This window comes from Nocardiopsis coralli (genome assembly GCF_014892575.1).
GTDB lineage: Bacteria > Actinomycetota > Actinomycetes > Streptosporangiales > Streptosporangiaceae > Nocardiopsis > Nocardiopsis coralli.
This window is the reverse complement of sequence record NZ_JADBGI010000025.1, coordinates 1-16,076: the sequence shown is the minus strand read 5'-3', so window position 1 is coordinate 16,076 and position 16,076 is coordinate 1. Positions and strand designations below refer to the sequence as shown.

The window sequence follows — 16,076 nt, the reverse complement described above, 5'->3', positions numbered from 1 at the left end:
GGACGGTCCGGCGGCCGACAGGACCCGAACGGCGGTCCACGGGTGAAGCACACCACCCGTGGACCGCCGTGGTCTGCCCACGAGTCGGTCGGTGGTGCCCGCTAACCTCTACGGGGTGAGCAACGGGGGACGGAACGCATGACGGTGACGCAGACCACGACGGAGGACCGCCTCAGCGGGCTCCGCGCCTGGCAGCGAGAGGCCTTCGAGGAGTACTTCCGCAGGGAGCCCCGCGACTTCCTCGCGGTGGCCACACCCGGCGCGGGCAAGACGACCTTCGCCCTCACTCTCGCCAGTGAACTGCTTCGGCAGCACAAGGTGAGGGCCATCACGATCGTCTGCCCCACCGAACACCTGAAGAAGCAGTGGGCGGAGTCGGCGGCGAGGTTCGGGATCCCGATCGACCCGGACTTCAAGAACGGCCAGGGCGCGCTCGGCAAGCAGTACCTCGGTGCGGCGGTGACCTACGCACAGGTCGCCGCGCACCCCATGCTGCACCGCAACCGCACCGAGACGCGGCGCACGCTCGTCATCTTCGACGAGGTCCACCACGCCGGCGACGCGCTCTCCTGGGGCGACGCGGTGCGCGAGTCCTTCGACCCGGCCGCACGCCGTCTGTCCCTGACCGGTACGCCCTTCCGTACCGACGTGAACCCGATCCCGTTCGTCGACTACGTGCAGGACGGCAACGGGGTCCGCCGCTGCGCCTGGGACTACAGCTACGGGTACGCGCCCGCCCTGGAGGACGGCGTCGTCCGTCCGGTCATCTTCATGGCCTACTCGGGTGAGATGCGCTGGCGTACCCGCGCGGGAGACGAGCTCGCCGCGCACCTGGGTGAACCACTCACCCAGGACGCCCTCTCCCAGGCCTGGCGGGCCGCGCTCGACCCCAAGGGCGACTGGATCAAGAAGGTCCTGCAGGCCGCCGACCGGCGCCTGACCGAGGTGCGCAAGACCCACCCGGACGCGGGCGGCCTGGTCATCGCCAGCGACCACGAGAACGCGCGCGCCTACTCGAGGATCCTGCGCCAGATCACCGGCAAGAGCGCCACCGTGGTGCTCTCCGACGACCCCAGCGCGTCCAAGAAGATCTCCCGCTTCTCGCAGGGCGACGACCGGTGGATGGTCGCCGTGCGCATGGTCTCCGAGGGCGTGGACGTTCCCCGCCTCATGGTGGGGGTCTACGCCACCTCCACGAGCACGGCGCTGTTCTTCGCCCAGGCCATCGGGCGCTTCGTGCGTGTGCGCAAGCGTGGCGAGGTCGCGTCGGTGTTCCTGCCCTCCGTGCCCACGCTTCTGGAGTACGCCGGGGAGATGGAGCGCGAACGCGACCACGTGCTCGACCGGACCCCCGCGGGCGACGACGAGTACCCGGAGGAGGACCTCCTCAAGGAGGCCAACAAGAAGAAGGACACCCCCGACGCGGGGGAGGAGCTGCCCTTCGAGACGATGGAGTCGGCCGCCGAGTTCGACCGGGCCCTCTACGACGGCACCGAGTACGGGAGTTCGCCCGGTTCCACCGAGGAGGAGGACTTCCTCGGTCTGCCCGGTCTGTTGGAGCCCGAACAGGTCTCCCAGCTGCTGCGCAAGCGCAAGGACGAGCTGAAGGCCGGCGAGATCAAGGCGCGCAAGAAGTCGGAGAAGGCCGACCAGGCCGAGGACGAGGAGGAGTCCGGGCCCACCCACGAGGTGCTCGCCCAGCTCAGACGTGAGCTCAGCGGTCTCGTCGGCGCCTGGCACCACCGCACCGGGAAACCCCACGGCGTGATCCACAACGAGCTGCGGCGCGCGTGCGGGGGGCCGCCGGTCGCGCAGGCCACCCCGTCGCAGATGCGCGAGCGGATCGCGAAGCTGCGGGCCTGGGCGGTCGGATCCCGCTGAACCACCGGGCAAACACTTCGCAAGCTCACGCACGGCACCGTCCCTGAAGGTGTCCGCATGGTTACAGTCCGTCGCGTGATGGCACGAAGCTACCGCGGCCGCTCGGCCGCCTCACGCCCCGGACTGGCCATGAGCGCGCTCGCTCTCGCGGGCCTGGCCGTGGCCGGAGCCCCGGACGCGCCCGACACCGCCCAGGCGGCCGACGCCCTGCACCTCGCCGGAGCCCCCGGCGAGCAGGAGTGTTCGGCCGACAGCCTCTCCCGGGTCAGCGACCCGCGCTCCTCGGAGCGCCACGAGGGGGAGATCACCCCGGAACAGGCGGCCGAACACCAGAAGAAGCTGGAGGAAGAGCTCGGTTCCGTGCGCGGCCCCCAGATGGCACCGTCGTCGCCGATCCCGGTGGTCGTGCACGTCATTTCCGCCGAGGACGGCGAGGGCGACGTGAGCCAGGACGATGTCGAGCAGCAGATCCAGGTCCTCAACGACGCCTACGAGGGATCCTTCGCGTCGGGCGAGGAAGCGACCGACACCGGGTTCCGGTTCGAGCTCTCCGACACCACGCGCCACACCGACGACGAATGGTTCCAGGACTTCAGCTCCAACCGCGACTCCATCCGGGCCGAACTGCACCAGGGCGGGCCGGAGACGCTCAACATCTACACCGCCGACCTCGGATCCGGGGTGCTGGGTTTCTCGACGTTCCCGCAGGACATCGAGGCCGAGCCCGAGCAGGACGGCGTCGTCGTCGCGTACGACACCCTGCCGGGCGGCGGACGGGACCGCTTCGACATCGGCCACACCACGACCCACGAGGTGGGCCACTGGCTGGGGCTGTTCCACACGTTCCAGAACGGGTGCCAGAGCCCCGGCGACTACGTGGACGACACCCCGTACGAACGCGAGGCGGCCTCCGGCTGCCCCGCGAGCCGGGACACCTGCCCGGACCTGCCCGGCGAGGACCCGGTCAACAACTTCATGAACTACAGCGACGACGCGTGCATGACCCACTTCACGCCCGGCCAGGCCGAGCGGATGGCGGAGCACTGGAGCGCGTTCCGCGAACCCCGGGTCTGACCCCGCCGCACCCTGTGGGGGCACCGCCGACGGCGGTGCCCCCACTCGTGTGTCAGAGCGCCAGGAGCCGGCGCAGAATGGTCTCCACCCGCAACATCACGGCCTCGTCGACGTGCCCGAACCGCCGCTCGAGGCGTACCGGGGAGATCGCCCGCAGGTCCTCGCACTTGACGTAACTGATCTCTTTGAGCCCGGAAGCGCCGGGTTCGATCTCGACGTGGGTGGGGTCGGGCCGGCGGGTGCGTGTGAGCGGCAGGGCCGTGACCACGGGCGGGCGGGAATCCAACCAGGGTTGCGCATTGACCAGGAGAACGGGGCGCCTGAGCGCCTGCTCGTGGCCGACCGGTTCTCCGAGATCGGCCATGAAGATCTCGCCGCGCCTCACCAGTCCTCCTCCGCCGTACCGGTGTCGTCGCGGCCGGACAGGTGATCGCCCAGCGTGCGGTCGTGCACGTAGGCGTCCCGCTCGTCCTCGCTCAACGCTGCGTTGCGCTCGCGCACACGGTTCCAGAACTCGAGCTCCTCGGCCTCGTCGAGCGCACGCTCGAGCGCTGCGGCCAGAGTGGTGTGGTCTCTGCGCGCGCGCTTCTGCAGGCGATCTCTGACCCTCTTCGGGACCTTGATGGAGGTATCCGTGGAGCTCATACTTCAAGTATGCCCCGCATGGGGTTCTTCAGGTAGAGCATCGGGGTTCGATGTGCTGCTCGGCAGGTGTCAGAGCCAGCCGGACTCGCGGGCGGCGTCGGCCGCCTCGTAGCGGGTGCGTACGCCGAGCTTCTCGATCGCCGACGACAGGTAGTTGCGCACGGTGCCCGGCGCCAGGTGCAGCGACGCCGCGATCCGCGCCGTGGTCACCCCGCCCTGCACCTGCGACAGCACCTGGAGCTCGCGCTCGGTGAGGGGGCACTCAGGCTCCACGAGCGCATCGGCGGCCAGCTCCGGATCCACGTGCCGTCCGCCGTCGGCGAGCTCGCGCACCACCGCCGCCAACTCCCGCGCCGACGTCGACTTGGGGACGAACCCCGCAGCGCCGGCGCGCAGTGCCTGGCGCAGCAGCCCGGAGCGCGCGTGCCGGGTCAGCACGCACACGGCGGTGCCCGGTACGGCCGCCCGGATACGAGCCAACGCAGCCAGGCCCCCGCCCGGCATCTCCAGGTCGAGCAGCGCCACGTCCGGGGCGTGCTGTTCGGCGAGCGCGACCGCCCCGTCGGCGTCGGGCGCCTCGCCGATCACCGCGAGGTCCTCCTCCAGGTCCAAGAGCGCCGCGACCGCCTCACGCGTCACCGTCTCGTCGTCAGCGAGCACCACCCGCACCACGGTTCCCACAGTCGGCCTCCTTCCGTGCCGCGAACGTACCGCGCGCGCCTCTTCCGGGCCCGCGCACATGACACTGTCACGTACGACCGGTGACGGCCCGCCACTGACCCCGGGACCCCCGCGCGGGCGACGGTGGACCCATGACCGCACCACCGATGGCACCGACCGCACCGCCCGGGCTCGGGGTCCGCGCCGAGGGCCTCAGTTTCGACTACGGCAGCCACCGCGCCGTCGACCGCGTCGACCTGCACGCGCGGCCCGGCGAGGTCTTCGCGCTCCTGGGCACGAACGGCGCGGGCAAGACCACCACGCTCGAACTGCTGCAGGGGTATCGCACCCCGGCCGCCGGGCACGTGCGGGTCCTGGGGCACGACCCCTCGCGTGAGCGCCGTGCCCTGCGCCGCCGCACCGGGTTCATGCTCCAGGAGGCCGGGCTCCTCCCCGGGCTCACCGCCCTGGAGTCCCTGCGCCTGTGGCAGCGCATCAGCAGCCGGACCGACGACCCCCGGGCCCTCCTGGAACGCGTCGACCTCGCCCACCGCGCCGACGTGCCCGCCGACCGCCTCTCCGGAGGGGAGAAGCGCCGGCTCGACGTGGCCCTGGCCATCTGGGGCCGCCCCGACCTCGTGGTCCTCGACGAACCCACCACCGGCCTGGACCCCCGCTCGCGTTCCACGCTCTGGGACCTCGTGCGCGACCTGCGTTCCGGCGGGACCACCGTCCTGCTCACCACCCACTACCTGGAGGAGGCCGAGCAGCTCGCCGACCGGGTCGCGATCATGCACCGGGGCCGGGTGGCCCTGGCCGGACCGCTGCCCGGGCTCCTGCACGAGCACCCCTCCACCGTCGCCGCCGACCTGCCCGCCCCGGACGCCCGCGGCCTGCCCCCGTTCCACGGCAACGCCGTGACCAGGCCGCACGAGGGCCGCGTCCGGCTGGAGGTCTCCACGTACGCGCTCCAGGAGGACCTGACCACCCTGCTCACGTGGGCCGCCCGCGCCGGCGTGGAACTCACCGGCCTGCGCGCCCACGCCGCGACCCTCGACCACCTCTTCCACCTCGTACGCACCGGACAGGAGCCCGCACCGTGATCACCGCACCCCGAACACCCGGCCTGGCCCTGGCCGCCGTCGAACTGCGCGCGCTCCTGCGCCGCCCCGGGGCCACCGTGGTCTCGGCCCTGCTGCCGGTCGTGCTCCTGGCGATGACCTACGTCGGAACCCGGCCCGGGACGGCCGCCGAATGGGGAGCCACCCTCGGCAACTACACCGTGATCACCGTGCTCGTGGCCTGCTACATGAACGCCACGACGATCCTGGCCTCCCGCCGGGACCTGCTCGTGCTCAAGCGGCTGCGCACGAGCGAGGTCAGCGGGACGGGGCTGATCCTGTCGGTGTTCCTGCCGCTGGCCGGGATCGTGCTCGTCCAACTCGCGGTGCTGTACCCGGGCGCGGTGCTCACCGGGGCGCCCCTGCCCGAACGGCCGGGGTTGCTCCTGCTCGCCGTCGTGTCCGCCGTGCCGACCTGCCTCGCCCTGGCCGCGGCCACCACCGCCCTGACCGCGTCGGCCGAACGTGCGCAGTTCGCGGTGCTGCCGGTCTTCGTCAGCGCCGCCTTGGGCGGGCAGGTCGTGGGCGGTCCGTTCTCCGACGCCCTGGTGTGGTCGATGCTGACGATGCCCCTGGTGCCCTCGGCCGCGCTGGTCGGCGCCGGGTGGGGCGGGGACGGCATCACCCTGCCCCTCGACCTGCCGCTGGTCCCCTCGGCACTGGCCCTGAACCTGCTCTGGTGCGCCGCCGCCCTCGTTCTGGCCGTCCGCCTGTGGCGGTGGGAGCCCCGTCCCTGAACCGGAGGAATCGACCGTGCACCTGCTCACCGACCTGTTCTCACTGCGTCTGGCGCCCACACTCGGACGCGAGGTCTTCGCCCAAGCCCTCACGCTCGTGTGCGTCGTGGTGCTCGCCCTCGTCCTGGCCGACGACCCGTTGATCGCCTACGGGTTGCCCGCTGTCCTGGCGCTGTACGCCGCGGTGCGCGTCGCTGCGGTGGCGGTCCGGGGTTCCGGGGGAGAGCGGCCCGACCCGTCATCGGACCCGGTGCCCGACCGGAACCGGTGACCGAGACTCACGGGGCCGGCGCACCCGGCTCTTGCCCTGCGTCGTGTGCAGCCGGTCCTGCCTCGTCCCGCGCCCGCCCCGGTGGACGTGGTTCACCCGGGGCCTGGGGGCCGGCCCGTTCTTCCCCCACGGGGCGGCCCTGTCTGTCGGACCGAGCCTCTCGACGGGTCGTACGGGGACGGACCGGCCCAGGGCCTGTTCGGCGAACACCCAGCCCACCCGCCACCGCTCTCAACGGAAGCCTCACGGCGCAGTACTCGTCGAAGTAACGGAAGGTGTCCGGCGAACAGGCTTCGGTACACCCGCACCACCAGGGGGCGGGGCCGGTCCTACCGCCTCGGCCGAGACGGCAGTGCCCGACCGCATCACTCGGGCCTGGTGGCCCCCGGCCTGGTTCCCTCGACCGGGGCGGGCTTCTGCGGCCGAAGCGCCTGGAGCCAGGGCCGCCCCAGGTGGGGACCTCACCGGGGGAGCGGCACCTCGGCCCGCACGACGAAGTCCTCGCCCTCCTGCGCTGCGGTCACGGACCCGCCGACCTGTTCCACGGCTCGGCGTACCGCCGCCAACCCGGTCCCGCCCGGAACCGCGCCGGCATCCGCGCCCGCTCGGGGCTCCACCCCACCGCTGCCCCCGCCCGACGACGACGCCGCCCGTACCCCGTCGTTCCGTACCTCCAACACCACCCGCCGGGGCCCGGTCACCACCACGACCCCGCACGTGTGCGCCCGCGCATGCCGCAGCAGGTTCGTGGCGGCCTCGCGCATCACCCGCCCCAACGGATCGCGCAGCCCCTCCGGCACCGCCCCGGGGTCCCCGCGCACCTCCACGGCCACACCCGCCGACTCCAGCAGCGAACGTGCCGCCCCCACCTCGTCCCGCAGGTCCACGGGCCGCGCCGCACGCACCAGCGTCCGCACCTCGGTCACGGCCTCGCGCGCCTGCGACTGCACCAGGTCCAGCTCACCGCGGGCACGCTCCGGGTCAGCCTCCACCAGCCGCGACGCCAGCTCCGCCCGGAACGCGACCACCTCCAACGCGCGCCCCAACACGTCGTGCAGACCCTCCGACAACCGCAACCGCTCACGCGCCGCGGCCAGCTCCACCGACGCCTCCTCCGCCGCCGCGGTACGCCGGGCCAACAGCGTGTCCGCCGACTGCCAGTAGCCCACGAGCCCCACCATCGCGAAGGCCCCCAGGAACACCGTCATCGCCCGCTCGGGCCCCTCACCTGCGACGGCCACCGCTCCTGCCGCGAGCGCGCCCGCCACGGCACCCGACCCCCACGCCCAGCGCGCCCGGTGCTCCACGTCGTGCTCCATCGCCAGGTCCGCCGCGGTCACTGCGGGCACCAGCAGCCACACGAACGCCAACGGACCCGCGGTGACCCCGACCGTGCCCGCGACGACCGCGCCCGCCGCTTGCAGCCACACCGTCGGCCTCCGCCACCGGTCGGCCAGCGGCAGCCACCCCACCAGGAACGCCTGCGCCACCGCACACACCACCCACGCAGGCACCAGCAGCCCCAACGCCCACGGTTCCGGCGCCCCCTGCGACAGCGCCCACGCCGGGAGCACCGCCAGCATCACCGCCGTCGTCGCACGGTTGCGCCGGACGTACCTCGACACCACACCGTCGGCCGACGCCGGACCGGACGTGCGGGACGCAGCGGCGGGGCCGCTCGGGCCGGACTCGAAGCGCACAGGACCTCCCGTGGGGGCATGCTGGGCTGACACGCCGTTAGGCTAGGGCCCATGGCAGCGACCCACTTGTATCTGACCGGTATCAAGCCCACCGGCGACTTCCACCTGGGCAATTACATCGGAGCCCTCCGGCCCGCGCTCGAAGCGGTCCAGAGCACCCCGACGGCGTACTTCATCGCCGATTACCACGCCCTCAACACCGTGAAGGACGCCGACGAACTCCGACACAGCATCCGGTCAGGCGCTGCCACCTGGCTCGCGTGCGGACTCGACCCCGAGCGGACCCTCTTCTACCGCCAGTCCGACGTGCCCGAGATCTTCGAGCTCACCACGATCCTCGGTTCCATGACCCCCAAGGGCCTCATGAACCGCGCCCACGCCTACAAGGCCGCGCGGGACCGCAACAACGAGGCCGGCATCACCGACCTCGACGCGGGCGTCAACATGGGGCTCTTCAACTACCCGATCCTCATGGCCGCCGACATCCTCGCGATGGAGGCCACGCACGTCCCGGTCGGCCGCGACCAGTCGCAGCACATCGAGTACACCGCCGACATCGCCGGGTACTTCAACCACCGCTACGGGGACGGCTCGGACGGTTACACCTTCCCGATCCCCAAGGGCGTCATCGACGACAGCGACGCGAGCATCCTGCCCGGCACCGACGGCCGCAAGATGTCGAAATCCTACGACAACCACATCCCGCTGTTCCTGCCGGAGAAGAAGCTCCGCAAGGCGATCAACAAGATCCCCACCGACTCCACCCCGGTCGAGGACCCCAAGGACCCCGACGCCTCGGTGCCCTTCCAGCTCCTCACGCACTTCGCGTCCGAGGCCAAGACCGCCGAGGTGCGCAAGCGCCTGGAGGCCGGCGGCATGGGCTGGGGCGACCTCAAGAAGGAGCTCTTCGAGGCGGTCAACGCCGTCCTGTCGCCCCAGCGTGACCGCTACGAGGAGCTCATGGCCGACCCCGCGCAGATCGACCGGATCCTCGCCGCCGGTGTCGAGCCCGCCCGCGAGCGCGCCCGTGCCACCCTCGCGCGCGTGCGTTCGGCCATCGGCGTGGGCTGACCCCGGCCGCACCCGCACACAGAGACGGCCCCGCGCCCCCGGAAGCGATCCGGGAGCGCGGGGCCGTTCGTCGTCCGAGACCCGCGGCGGGTCAGGAGACCAAGGGCTCGCCCTCCAGAGCCACGCCCGCGGCGCGCAGCTGCTCCAGGGCCGCCTCCACGGACGGGCCCGCCACACCAGCGGTCAGCCCGAGCAGCACACGTGTGCGCAGCCCCTCGCCGGCCGCGTCCAGGGCCGTGGCCCGCACGCAGTGGTCGGTGGCGATGCCCACGACGTCGACCTCGTCAACGCCGCGGTCGCGCAACCACGCCGCCAGAGCGGTCTCCCCGTCGGTGGCCGCCCCTTCGAACCCGCTGTAGGCGGCGGTGTAGCGGCCCTTGGAGAAGACCTCCTCGGCCAGCCCCGCGTCGAACCGCGGGTGGAACTCCGCGCCGGGGGTGCCCACCACGCAGTGCGGCGGCCAGCTGTCCACGAAGTCCGGCTCGTCGGAGAAGTGTGCGCCCGGATCCACGTGGTGGTCCCGGGTGGCGACCACGTGTGCGTACTCGCCCGCGTGCGCGCGGGTGTACTCGGTGACGGCCCCGGCGGTGGCCGCGCCGCCGTGCACACCCATGCTGCCGCCCTCACAGAAGTCGTTCTGGACGTCGACGATGATCAGTGCCCTGCTCATACGGCACCTCGTGTTCTTCCTGATCGAGGGGTGTCCGCACCGGGCCACCCGGCGCGGTCGGGGTCAGTGGAAGAGCGTCGGAAGGGCCACGTCGCCGCGTGACATCCGCAGCGCCTGCTCGGGGAGCTCGTCGACCGCGGCCCGGTGCCGGTCGCGTGCAGCGTGCACGTTCTCCTGGCCGACGATCTCGCCGCCGCGCACGAGCGGCTGCAGCATCGGGCGGGTGCCCACCTCGGGGGTCGGCTCGTGGTCGTACACCTCCTCGGCGACGGCGGTGCCCCGGTCGTCCAACCGGCGCAGCGCCCACTTGCGGCCGCCGCGGCTGGGCTTGCCCACCGAACGCTTGGCGACCGGCTCCAGCGGGGTGTGCGGGTCCAGGCCCCGGGCGCGCGCGACGAGCTTGTAGACCAGCGACACCGTCGGGGCGCCCGACCCCGTCACCAGGGACGTACCCACCCCGTAGCCGTCCACGGGTGCCACGGCCAGGGCCTGGATGGAGTGCTCGTCCAGGTCGCCGGTGACGACCACGCGGGTGTTGGTGGCACCGAGCTCGTCGAGCTGGGTGCGTACCCGGCCGGCGTGCGCGGCGAGGTCGCCGGAGTCGATGCGGACCGCGCCCAGGTCGGTGCCGGCGATCTCGACGGCGTGGCGCACGGCGCGTTCGACGTCGAAGGTGTCCACGAGCAGAGTCGTGCCGGTGCCCATCGACTCCAGCTGCGCCTTGAACGCGTGCTGCTCGCTGTCGTGGAGGAGGGTGAAGGCGTGCGCGGCGGTCCCGCCGGTGGGGACACCGTGGGTGCGGCCCGCCTCGAGGTTGGAGGAGGTCGAGAACCCGGCCACGTAGGCGGCGCGGGCGGCGGCGACGGCGGCGCGTTCCTGGGTGCGGCGGGATCCCATCTCGATGAGGGGCCGGTCCCCGGCGGCCACGGCCATCCGGGAGGCGGCCGAGGCGATGGCGCTGTCGTGGTTGAACACCGACAGCGCGAGTGTCTCCAGGATCACGGCCTCGGCGAACGTGGCCTCCACCACGAGGATGGGGGACCCGGGGAAGTAGGCCTCGCCCTCGCCGTAGCCCCAGATGTCGCCGCTGAAGCGGAAGCGGGCCAGCCAGTCGAGAGTGTGCTCGTCCACCACCCCGTGGTCGGACAGGAAGTCGAGCTCGGCGCTGCCGAAGCGGAACCGCTCCAGGAGGTCCAGGAACCGCCCGGTCCCGGCCACGACGCCGTACCTGCGGCCCTCGGGGAGGCGCCGCGCGAACATCTCGAAGACCGACCGGCGCTCGGCGGCCCCGCTGTGCAGGGCCCCCTGGAGCATGGTCAGTTCGTAGTGGTCGGTGAGCAGCGCGCTGCTGCTGTCCTCGCTCATGGATCCGAGCCTAAACGTACGGGCCCCCGCGGTGCGCCACACGGTCCGGTGCGGGCAACGGCGGTGCCGGGGCGCCGTGTGCGCTGGCCAGGGCGTGTGATCCACATCAATACCCACTAGGTAGGTAGGGATTTTCTTTTCGGTACCCTTGGAGCCATGCTGAGGATTGACCGCTCGATCTACGACAAGATCGTCGCCCACGCCCGCCGCGACCACCCGGACGAGGCCTGCGGTGTCGTCGCCGGGCCCGAAGGCTCCGACCGCCCCGAACGGTTCATCGAGATGATCAACGCCGAGCGGTCCCCCACCTTCTACCGCTTCGACTCCAAGGAGCAGCTCAAGGTGTGGCGGGAGATGGACGACCGCGACGAGGAACCCGTCGTGATCTACCACTCCCACACCGCGACCGAGGCCTACCCCTCGCGCACCGACATCTCCTACGCCTCGGAGCCGAACGCGCACTACGTGCTCGCCTCCACGCGTGAGGCCGACACCATCGAGTTCCGCTCGTACCGGATCGTCGACGGCGAGGTCACCGAGGAGCCCGTGGAGATCACCGGCCCCGCGGCCGAGTAACCCTGCATACACCGGCGCCCCGCCCGGAATGGGACGCGGGCGTCCCCTGTTGAGTATGAACGCACGACAACGACCGTTTACGGAGACACCTTCATGGCCATCGAGGTCCGCATCCCCACCATCCTGCGCAACCTGACCGGCGACGCCAAGGTCGTCGAGGGGCAGGGCTCCAACCTCGGCGAGCTCTTCGACGACCTGGAGAACCGCCACCCCGGGATCCAGGAGCGCCTGGTGCAGGACGGCAAGCTGCGCCGCTTCATCAACGTCTACCTCAACGACGAGGACGTGCGGTTCGTCGGCGGGCTCCAGTCCGAGCTCTCCGACGGCGACAGCGTCACGATCCTGCCGGCCGTGGCCGGCGGCAGCCGCTAGGCCGGGCATGCGCTACGACTCCCTGCTCGACTCCCTCGGCGGCACACCCCTGGTCGGCCTGCCCAGCCTGTCCCCCTCGCCGGAGGTCCGGCTGTGGGCGAAGCTGGAGGACCGCAACCCGACCGGCTCGATCAAGGACCGCGCCGCGTTCTACATGATCGAACAGGCCGAGAAGGACGGTCGGCTGTCCCCGGGGTGCACGATCCTGGAGCCGACGTCGGGGAACACCGGTATCTCCCTGGCCATGGTCGCCAAACTGCGCGGCTACCGCATGGTCTGCGTGATGCCGGAGAACACCTCGGAGGAGCGCAAGCAGCTCCTCGCCATGTGGGGCGCCGAGGTCCACTTCTCCGACGCGGCAGGGGGGTCCAACGAGGCCGTCCGCGTCGCCAAGGAGATGGCCGCCGAGAACCCCGAGTGGGTGATGCTGTACCAGTACGGCAACCCGGCCAACGCCCAGGCGCACTACGAGACCACCGGTCCCGAACTGCTCCAGGACCTGCCGGAGATCACCCACTTCGTCGCCGGGCTCGGTACCACCGGCACCCTCATGGGTGTGGGCCGCTACCTGCGGGAACAGCGTCCGAACGTGCAGATCGTGGCGGCCGAGCCCCGCTACGGCGAGCTCGTCTACGGCCTGCGCAACCTCGACGAGGGGTTCGTCCCCGAGCTCTACGACGCGTCGGTGCTCACCACCCGCTTCTCCGTCCCGTCCGACGCCGCGCTCAAGCGGACGAGGCAACTGCTGGACCACGAGGGCATCTTCGCCGGTATCTCGACCGGGGGCTCCCTGCACGCGGCCATGGCCATGGCCCGCAAGGCGGAGCGCGCCGGCGAGCGTGCCGACATCGCGTTCGTCATCGCCGACGCCGGGTGGAAATACCTGTCCACCGGCGCCTACGAGGGTTCGCTGGAAGAGGCCGAGGAACGCCTCGACGGTCAGCTCTGGGCCTGAACCGACCCGGACGAAGCCGTACACACACGAGGCCGGTACCTTGCGGGGTGCCGGCCTCGTTCGTGTCCTGAACACCCTTCGGCGAACCGGTCGGATGTGGACGAATCGTGTGAGAATTTGGGGCGTGATGCTCCACTCCTGAGATGCGGGACACATTTTGTACCACCCGGCGGGGCATTGGGGTACACCCGTAACAACGGGACATCCGCAGAACCTGCCGCCATCCGCACCCTCTCCACGGGACCCGAACCGGGGGAGAGGGGGCGCCGGACCCCGCGGCCCCATCGAAAAGGCGACGACGACGTGCGACTCACCATCATCGGGTCCTCCGGGAGCTTCCCCGGCCCCGACAGCCCGGCCTCCTGCTACCTCGTCGAGGCGGAGGGGTACAGACTCCTGCTCGACATGGGCAACGGGTCGCTCGGGGCACTCCAGCGCCACGCCGACATCTACTCGGTCGACGCCGTCTACCTCAGCCACCTGCACGCCGATCACTGCTTCGACCTGTGCTCGTACTGGGTGGCGCGCATGTTCCACCCCGGCGGCACCAAGCGCAGGATCCCCGTCTACGGCCCCACCGGGGTCGCCGACCGCGTGGCCGAGGCGTACGGGCTCGAGACCGACCCCGGCATGACCGAGGTCTTCGACTTCCGTGAACTCACCGAGGGCAGCCTCGACATCGGCCCGTTCTCCGCGCGGGTCGCCCTGGTCAACCACCCGGTCGAGGCCTACGGGATCCGCCTGGACCACGGCGGCCGAACCCTCACCTACTCCGGTGACACCGGGGTGTGCGACGCCCTGGTCGGCCTCGCCGAGGACACCGACCTGTTCCTGTGCGAGTCGGCCTTCCACGACCACCTCGAACACCCCAAGGACATGCACCTGACGGGGAGCGAGGCCGGCGACCACGCCACCCGTGCGCGCGCACGCCGCCTGCTCCTCACCCACCTCGTGCCGTGGAACGACGACGAGGTGACGCTCGGGGAGGCCCGTTCCACCTACGGCGGGCCCATCGACCTGGCCCGCAGCGGGCAGGTCTACGAGGTCGGCTGACCCAGGGGCCCGCGAACCCCGACACGGAGTGGCGTGTCTCCCACCGGGCGTGAGAGTTGCCAACTCACGCGCCCCGCGTGGGAGTCCGGATATACGCTCGGGACCATGGCTCGACCTGACGGACGCGTTCCGACCCAACTCCGCCCCGTGAACATCACCCGCAACTGGCTGCGCCAAGCGGAGGGCTCCGCCCTCATCGAGTTCGGCGACACCCGCGTGCTCTGCGCCGCGACCGTCGAGGACGGTGTCCCGCGCTGGCGCCGAGGCACCGGCGAGGGGTGGGTGACCGCGGAGTACGCGATGCTGCCGCGCTCCACCGACACCCGTGGTGCCCGTGAGTCGGTGCGCGGCAAGATCGGCGGGCGCACCCACGAGATCTCCCGCCTCATCGGCCGTTCGCTGCGCGCCGTCATCGACTTCAAGGCGATGGGTGAGCACACCATCACCCTGGACTGCGACGTCCTGCAGGCCGACGGCGGTACCCGCACCGCCGCGATCACCGGCGCGTACGTTGCGCTGGCCGACGCGACGAAGTGGCTGCGCAAGCGCCGCAACCTCAAGAACAACCCGCTCGCCGGCTCCCTGTCGGCCGTGAGCGTGGGTGTGGTGCAGGGCCAGCCGCGCCTGGACCTCAACTACCTCGAGGACTCCGTCGCCGACACCGACATGAACGTCGTGATGAACGGGGACGGTTCCTTCATCGAGATCCAGGGCACCGCCGAGGGCGCGGTCTTCGACCGCGAGCTCCTCGACAAGCTGCTCGACCTGGCCACCGACGGCTGCTCGGAGCTCACCACGATCCAGAAGAAGGCGCTGTCGGAGTGAGTACGTCGACCGTCACGGGCACCCGGATCGGAGGGGTGCCCGGGGGAGGGGGACCGGTGAAGATCGTCCTGGCCACGCGCAACCCCAAGAAGGTGCCGGAGGTCCGCTCGATCCTCGAGGAAGCGGGGGTCTCCGCCGAGGTGCTCGCGCTCGACGCGTTCCCCGACGCCCCCGAGGTTCCCGAGACGGAACCGAACTTCATCGGCAACGCCCTGCTCAAGGCGCGGGCGATCGCCGAGCACACCCAGCTTCCCGCGATCGCCGACGACTCCGGCCTGAGCGTGGACGAGCTCCAGGGCATGCCCGGGGTGCTCTCCGCGCGCTGGGCCGGCCGGTTCGGCGAGGGCGACCAGGACCGGGCCAACCTCGACCTGGTGCTGGACCAGCTCGCCGACACCCCGCCCGAGCGCAGGGGCGGCCAGTTCGTCTGCGCGGCCGTGCTCGTCATGCCCGACGGGACCGAAATGGTCGCCGAGGGGGTGGTCCGCGGGCGTCTTCTGCGTGAGCGGCGTGGGGAGAACGGTTTCGGCTACGACCCCGTGTTCGTGCCGGACGGCCACACGGTCACGACCGCGGAGATGGCCCCGGAGGAGAAGAACGCGATCAGCCACCGGGGCATAGCGTTCCGGACACTGGCGAGCGAGCTGGCCGAACTCGCCTGATCGCTGCGGCAGCCGCGGACACGTACTGGTGGCGGTCATCCCGTGCAGGGGCGGCCGCCACCGGTGTGTGCGGGACAGGACCGGGCCGGGTACAAGGAAAATCTGCCTAAAACCGGAGAGTCGTGTTTGCCCCAGGAGCCCGCAGGGGATGACCACTGTTGTCTGACAAGCAGAACCAGACGAGCCACGAGGTCCCGTGTGGGGCCGCGTGAGAGCACGGCGTCCGGCGGACGGTTCGTCACCGAGTCCGCGAGGCCCGAGCAGCAGGGGTTCCGGCCCATCGGCTCGGGCAGTTTGACGTCGCTGCTGACGGTACCTACACTCGATCGAGTCGCTGTGGGACGGCGAGCCGCCTTCGGGTCGGCCCGGCACCGGACCACACCATCGACCATCTCCTCGCTTCACCGGTTCGAGCACTGCTTCGGGCCGTGTAGGGTT

18 protein-coding genes are annotated in these 16,076 nt (G+C 71.5%); 12 read left to right on the top strand and 6 right to left on the bottom strand.

All coding sequences use genetic code 11. The annotated features are described in order from the left end of the window. The first annotated feature begins 138 nt into the window (after positions 1-138). Positions 139-1,881: a DEAD/DEAH box helicase gene (locus tag IDM40_RS22640; protein WP_193124063.1), complete on the top strand. Its 1,743-nt coding sequence runs from the start codon at positions 139-141 to the stop codon at positions 1,879-1,881. A 129-nt stretch (positions 1,882-2,010) separates the two neighbouring features. Then, on the top strand, positions 2,011-2,955 hold the full coding sequence (locus IDM40_RS22635) for a zinc metalloprotease (RefSeq protein ID WP_193124134.1): 945 nt from the start codon (positions 2,011-2,013) through the stop codon (positions 2,953-2,955). Between the two features lie 52 nt (positions 2,956-3,007). On the opposite strand, the gene IDM40_RS22630 is transcribed toward IDM40_RS22635, so the two are convergent. The 3 genes from IDM40_RS22630 to IDM40_RS22620 form a co-directional block, all read right to left on the bottom strand. Beyond that, complete coding sequence (locus IDM40_RS22630) at positions 3,008-3,340, bottom strand: type II toxin-antitoxin system PemK/MazF family toxin (RefSeq protein ID WP_193124062.1); 333 nt, start codon at positions 3,338-3,340, stop codon at positions 3,008-3,010. Continuing rightward, positions 3,337-3,600: a hypothetical protein gene (locus IDM40_RS22625; RefSeq protein ID WP_235997855.1), complete on the bottom strand. Its 264-nt coding sequence runs from the start codon at positions 3,598-3,600 to the stop codon at positions 3,337-3,339. The genes IDM40_RS22630 and IDM40_RS22625 overlap by 4 nt, the downstream gene beginning before the upstream one ends. Before the next feature lie 69 nt (positions 3,601-3,669). Further along, on the bottom strand, positions 3,670-4,281 hold the full coding sequence (locus IDM40_RS22620) for a response regulator (protein ID WP_456320161.1): 612 nt from the start codon (positions 4,279-4,281) through the stop codon (positions 3,670-3,672). Between the two features lie 131 nt (positions 4,282-4,412). Between IDM40_RS22620 and IDM40_RS22615 the strand changes: the two genes are divergently transcribed. The 3 genes from IDM40_RS22615 to IDM40_RS22605 are packed head-to-tail and all read left to right on the top strand — an operon-like array spanning position 4,413 to position 6,389. Then, entirely contained in the window at positions 4,413-5,363 is a 951-nt protein-coding gene (locus tag IDM40_RS22615; RefSeq protein WP_235997853.1) for an ABC transporter ATP-binding protein, read from the top strand. Next, entirely contained in the window at positions 5,360-6,118 is a 759-nt protein-coding gene (locus IDM40_RS22610; RefSeq protein WP_193124061.1) for a hypothetical protein, read from the top strand. Before IDM40_RS22615 ends, IDM40_RS22610 begins: the two co-directional genes overlap by 4 nt. A 16-nt stretch (positions 6,119-6,134) precedes the next feature. Then, the gene (locus IDM40_RS22605) at positions 6,135-6,389 is read left to right on the top strand and encodes a hypothetical protein (RefSeq protein WP_193124060.1); all 255 of its coding nucleotides are present in this window, start codon (positions 6,135-6,137) and stop codon (positions 6,387-6,389) included. A gap of 461 nt (positions 6,390-6,850) precedes the next feature. On the opposite strand, the gene IDM40_RS28895 is transcribed toward IDM40_RS22605, so the two are convergent. Then, entirely contained in the window at positions 6,851-8,122 is a 1,272-nt protein-coding gene (locus tag IDM40_RS28895) for a sensor histidine kinase (protein ID WP_193124059.1), read from the bottom strand. A gap of 18 nt (positions 8,123-8,140) precedes the next feature. On the opposite strand from IDM40_RS28895, the gene IDM40_RS22595 reads away from it, so the two are divergent. Further along, positions 8,141-9,160 carry a tryptophan--tRNA ligase gene (locus IDM40_RS22595; RefSeq protein WP_193124058.1) on the top strand — a complete coding sequence of 340 codons (1,020 nt, stop codon included), beginning with the start codon at positions 8,141-8,143 and terminating at the stop codon, positions 9,158-9,160. A gap of 91 nt (positions 9,161-9,251) precedes the next feature. Here the strand turns inward: IDM40_RS22595 and IDM40_RS22590 are convergent, their stop codons facing one another. Further along, positions 9,252-9,830, bottom strand: coding sequence for an isochorismatase family protein (locus IDM40_RS22590; protein ID WP_193124057.1), 579 nt, complete (start codon positions 9,828-9,830; stop codon positions 9,252-9,254). 63 nt (positions 9,831-9,893) lie between these two features. Next, positions 9,894-11,195, bottom strand: coding sequence for a nicotinate phosphoribosyltransferase (locus tag IDM40_RS22585; RefSeq protein ID WP_193124056.1), 1,302 nt, complete (start codon positions 11,193-11,195; stop codon positions 9,894-9,896). A gap of 156 nt (positions 11,196-11,351) precedes the next feature. Between IDM40_RS22585 and IDM40_RS22580 the strand changes: the two genes are divergently transcribed. From IDM40_RS22580 to rdgB, 6 genes are all read left to right on the top strand, one after another. Further along, positions 11,352-11,771 (top strand): Mov34/MPN/PAD-1 family protein, encoded by a 420-nt coding sequence (locus IDM40_RS22580; protein WP_193124055.1) that lies wholly within the window; start codon positions 11,352-11,354, stop codon positions 11,769-11,771. Positions 11,772-11,864: 93 nt separating this feature from the next. Beyond that, positions 11,865-12,143, top strand: a complete 279-nt coding sequence (locus tag IDM40_RS22575; RefSeq protein WP_193124054.1) for a MoaD/ThiS family protein — start codon at positions 11,865-11,867, stop codon at positions 12,141-12,143. Positions 12,144-12,150: 7 nt separating this feature from the next. Then, on the top strand, positions 12,151-13,098 hold the full coding sequence (locus IDM40_RS22570; RefSeq protein WP_193124053.1) for a PLP-dependent cysteine synthase family protein: 948 nt from the start codon (positions 12,151-12,153) through the stop codon (positions 13,096-13,098). A 303-nt stretch (positions 13,099-13,401) separates the two neighbouring features. Then, positions 13,402-14,151, top strand: a complete 750-nt coding sequence (locus IDM40_RS22565) for an MBL fold metallo-hydrolase (RefSeq protein ID WP_193124052.1) — start codon at positions 13,402-13,404, stop codon at positions 14,149-14,151. 105 nt (positions 14,152-14,256) lie between these two features. Then, positions 14,257-14,976 (top strand): ribonuclease PH, encoded by a 720-nt coding sequence (gene rph, locus IDM40_RS22560; RefSeq protein WP_193124051.1) that lies wholly within the window; start codon positions 14,257-14,259, stop codon positions 14,974-14,976. Between the two features lie 56 nt (positions 14,977-15,032). Next, entirely contained in the window at positions 15,033-15,638 is a 606-nt protein-coding gene (gene rdgB, locus IDM40_RS22555; RefSeq protein WP_193124130.1) for an RdgB/HAM1 family non-canonical purine NTP pyrophosphatase, read from the top strand. The last annotated feature ends 438 nt before the right edge of the window (positions 15,639-16,076 follow it).

Bases quoted from the DNA above. Each gene is read 5' to 3' on its own strand.
- IDM40_RS22590 (WP_193124057.1), bottom strand. From the start codon at position 9,830: ATGAGCAGGGCACTGATCATCGTCGACGTCCAGAACGACTTCTGTGAG.
- IDM40_RS22625 (WP_235997855.1), bottom strand. From the start codon at position 3,600: ATGAGCTCCACGGATACCTCCATCAAGGTCCCGAAGAGGGTCAGAGAT.
- IDM40_RS22640 (WP_193124063.1), top strand. From the start codon at position 139: ATGACGGTGACGCAGACCACGACGGAGGACCGCCTCAGCGGGCTCCGC.
- IDM40_RS22635 (WP_193124134.1), top strand. From the start codon at position 2,011: ATGAGCGCGCTCGCTCTCGCGGGCCTGGCCGTGGCCGGAGCCCCGGAC.
- IDM40_RS22615 (WP_235997853.1), top strand. From the start codon at position 4,413: ATGACCGCACCACCGATGGCACCGACCGCACCGCCCGGGCTCGGGGTC.
- IDM40_RS22570 (WP_193124053.1), top strand. From the start codon at position 12,151: ATGCGCTACGACTCCCTGCTCGACTCCCTCGGCGGCACACCCCTGGTC.
- IDM40_RS22585 (WP_193124056.1), bottom strand. From the start codon at position 11,195: ATGAGCGAGGACAGCAGCAGCGCGCTGCTCACCGACCACTACGAACTG.
- rph (WP_193124051.1), top strand. From the start codon at position 14,257: ATGGCTCGACCTGACGGACGCGTTCCGACCCAACTCCGCCCCGTGAAC.
- IDM40_RS22580 (WP_193124055.1), top strand. From the start codon at position 11,352: ATGCTGAGGATTGACCGCTCGATCTACGACAAGATCGTCGCCCACGCC.
- IDM40_RS22575 (WP_193124054.1), top strand. From the start codon at position 11,865: ATGGCCATCGAGGTCCGCATCCCCACCATCCTGCGCAACCTGACCGGC.
- IDM40_RS22595 (WP_193124058.1), top strand. From the start codon at position 8,141: ATGGCAGCGACCCACTTGTATCTGACCGGTATCAAGCCCACCGGCGAC.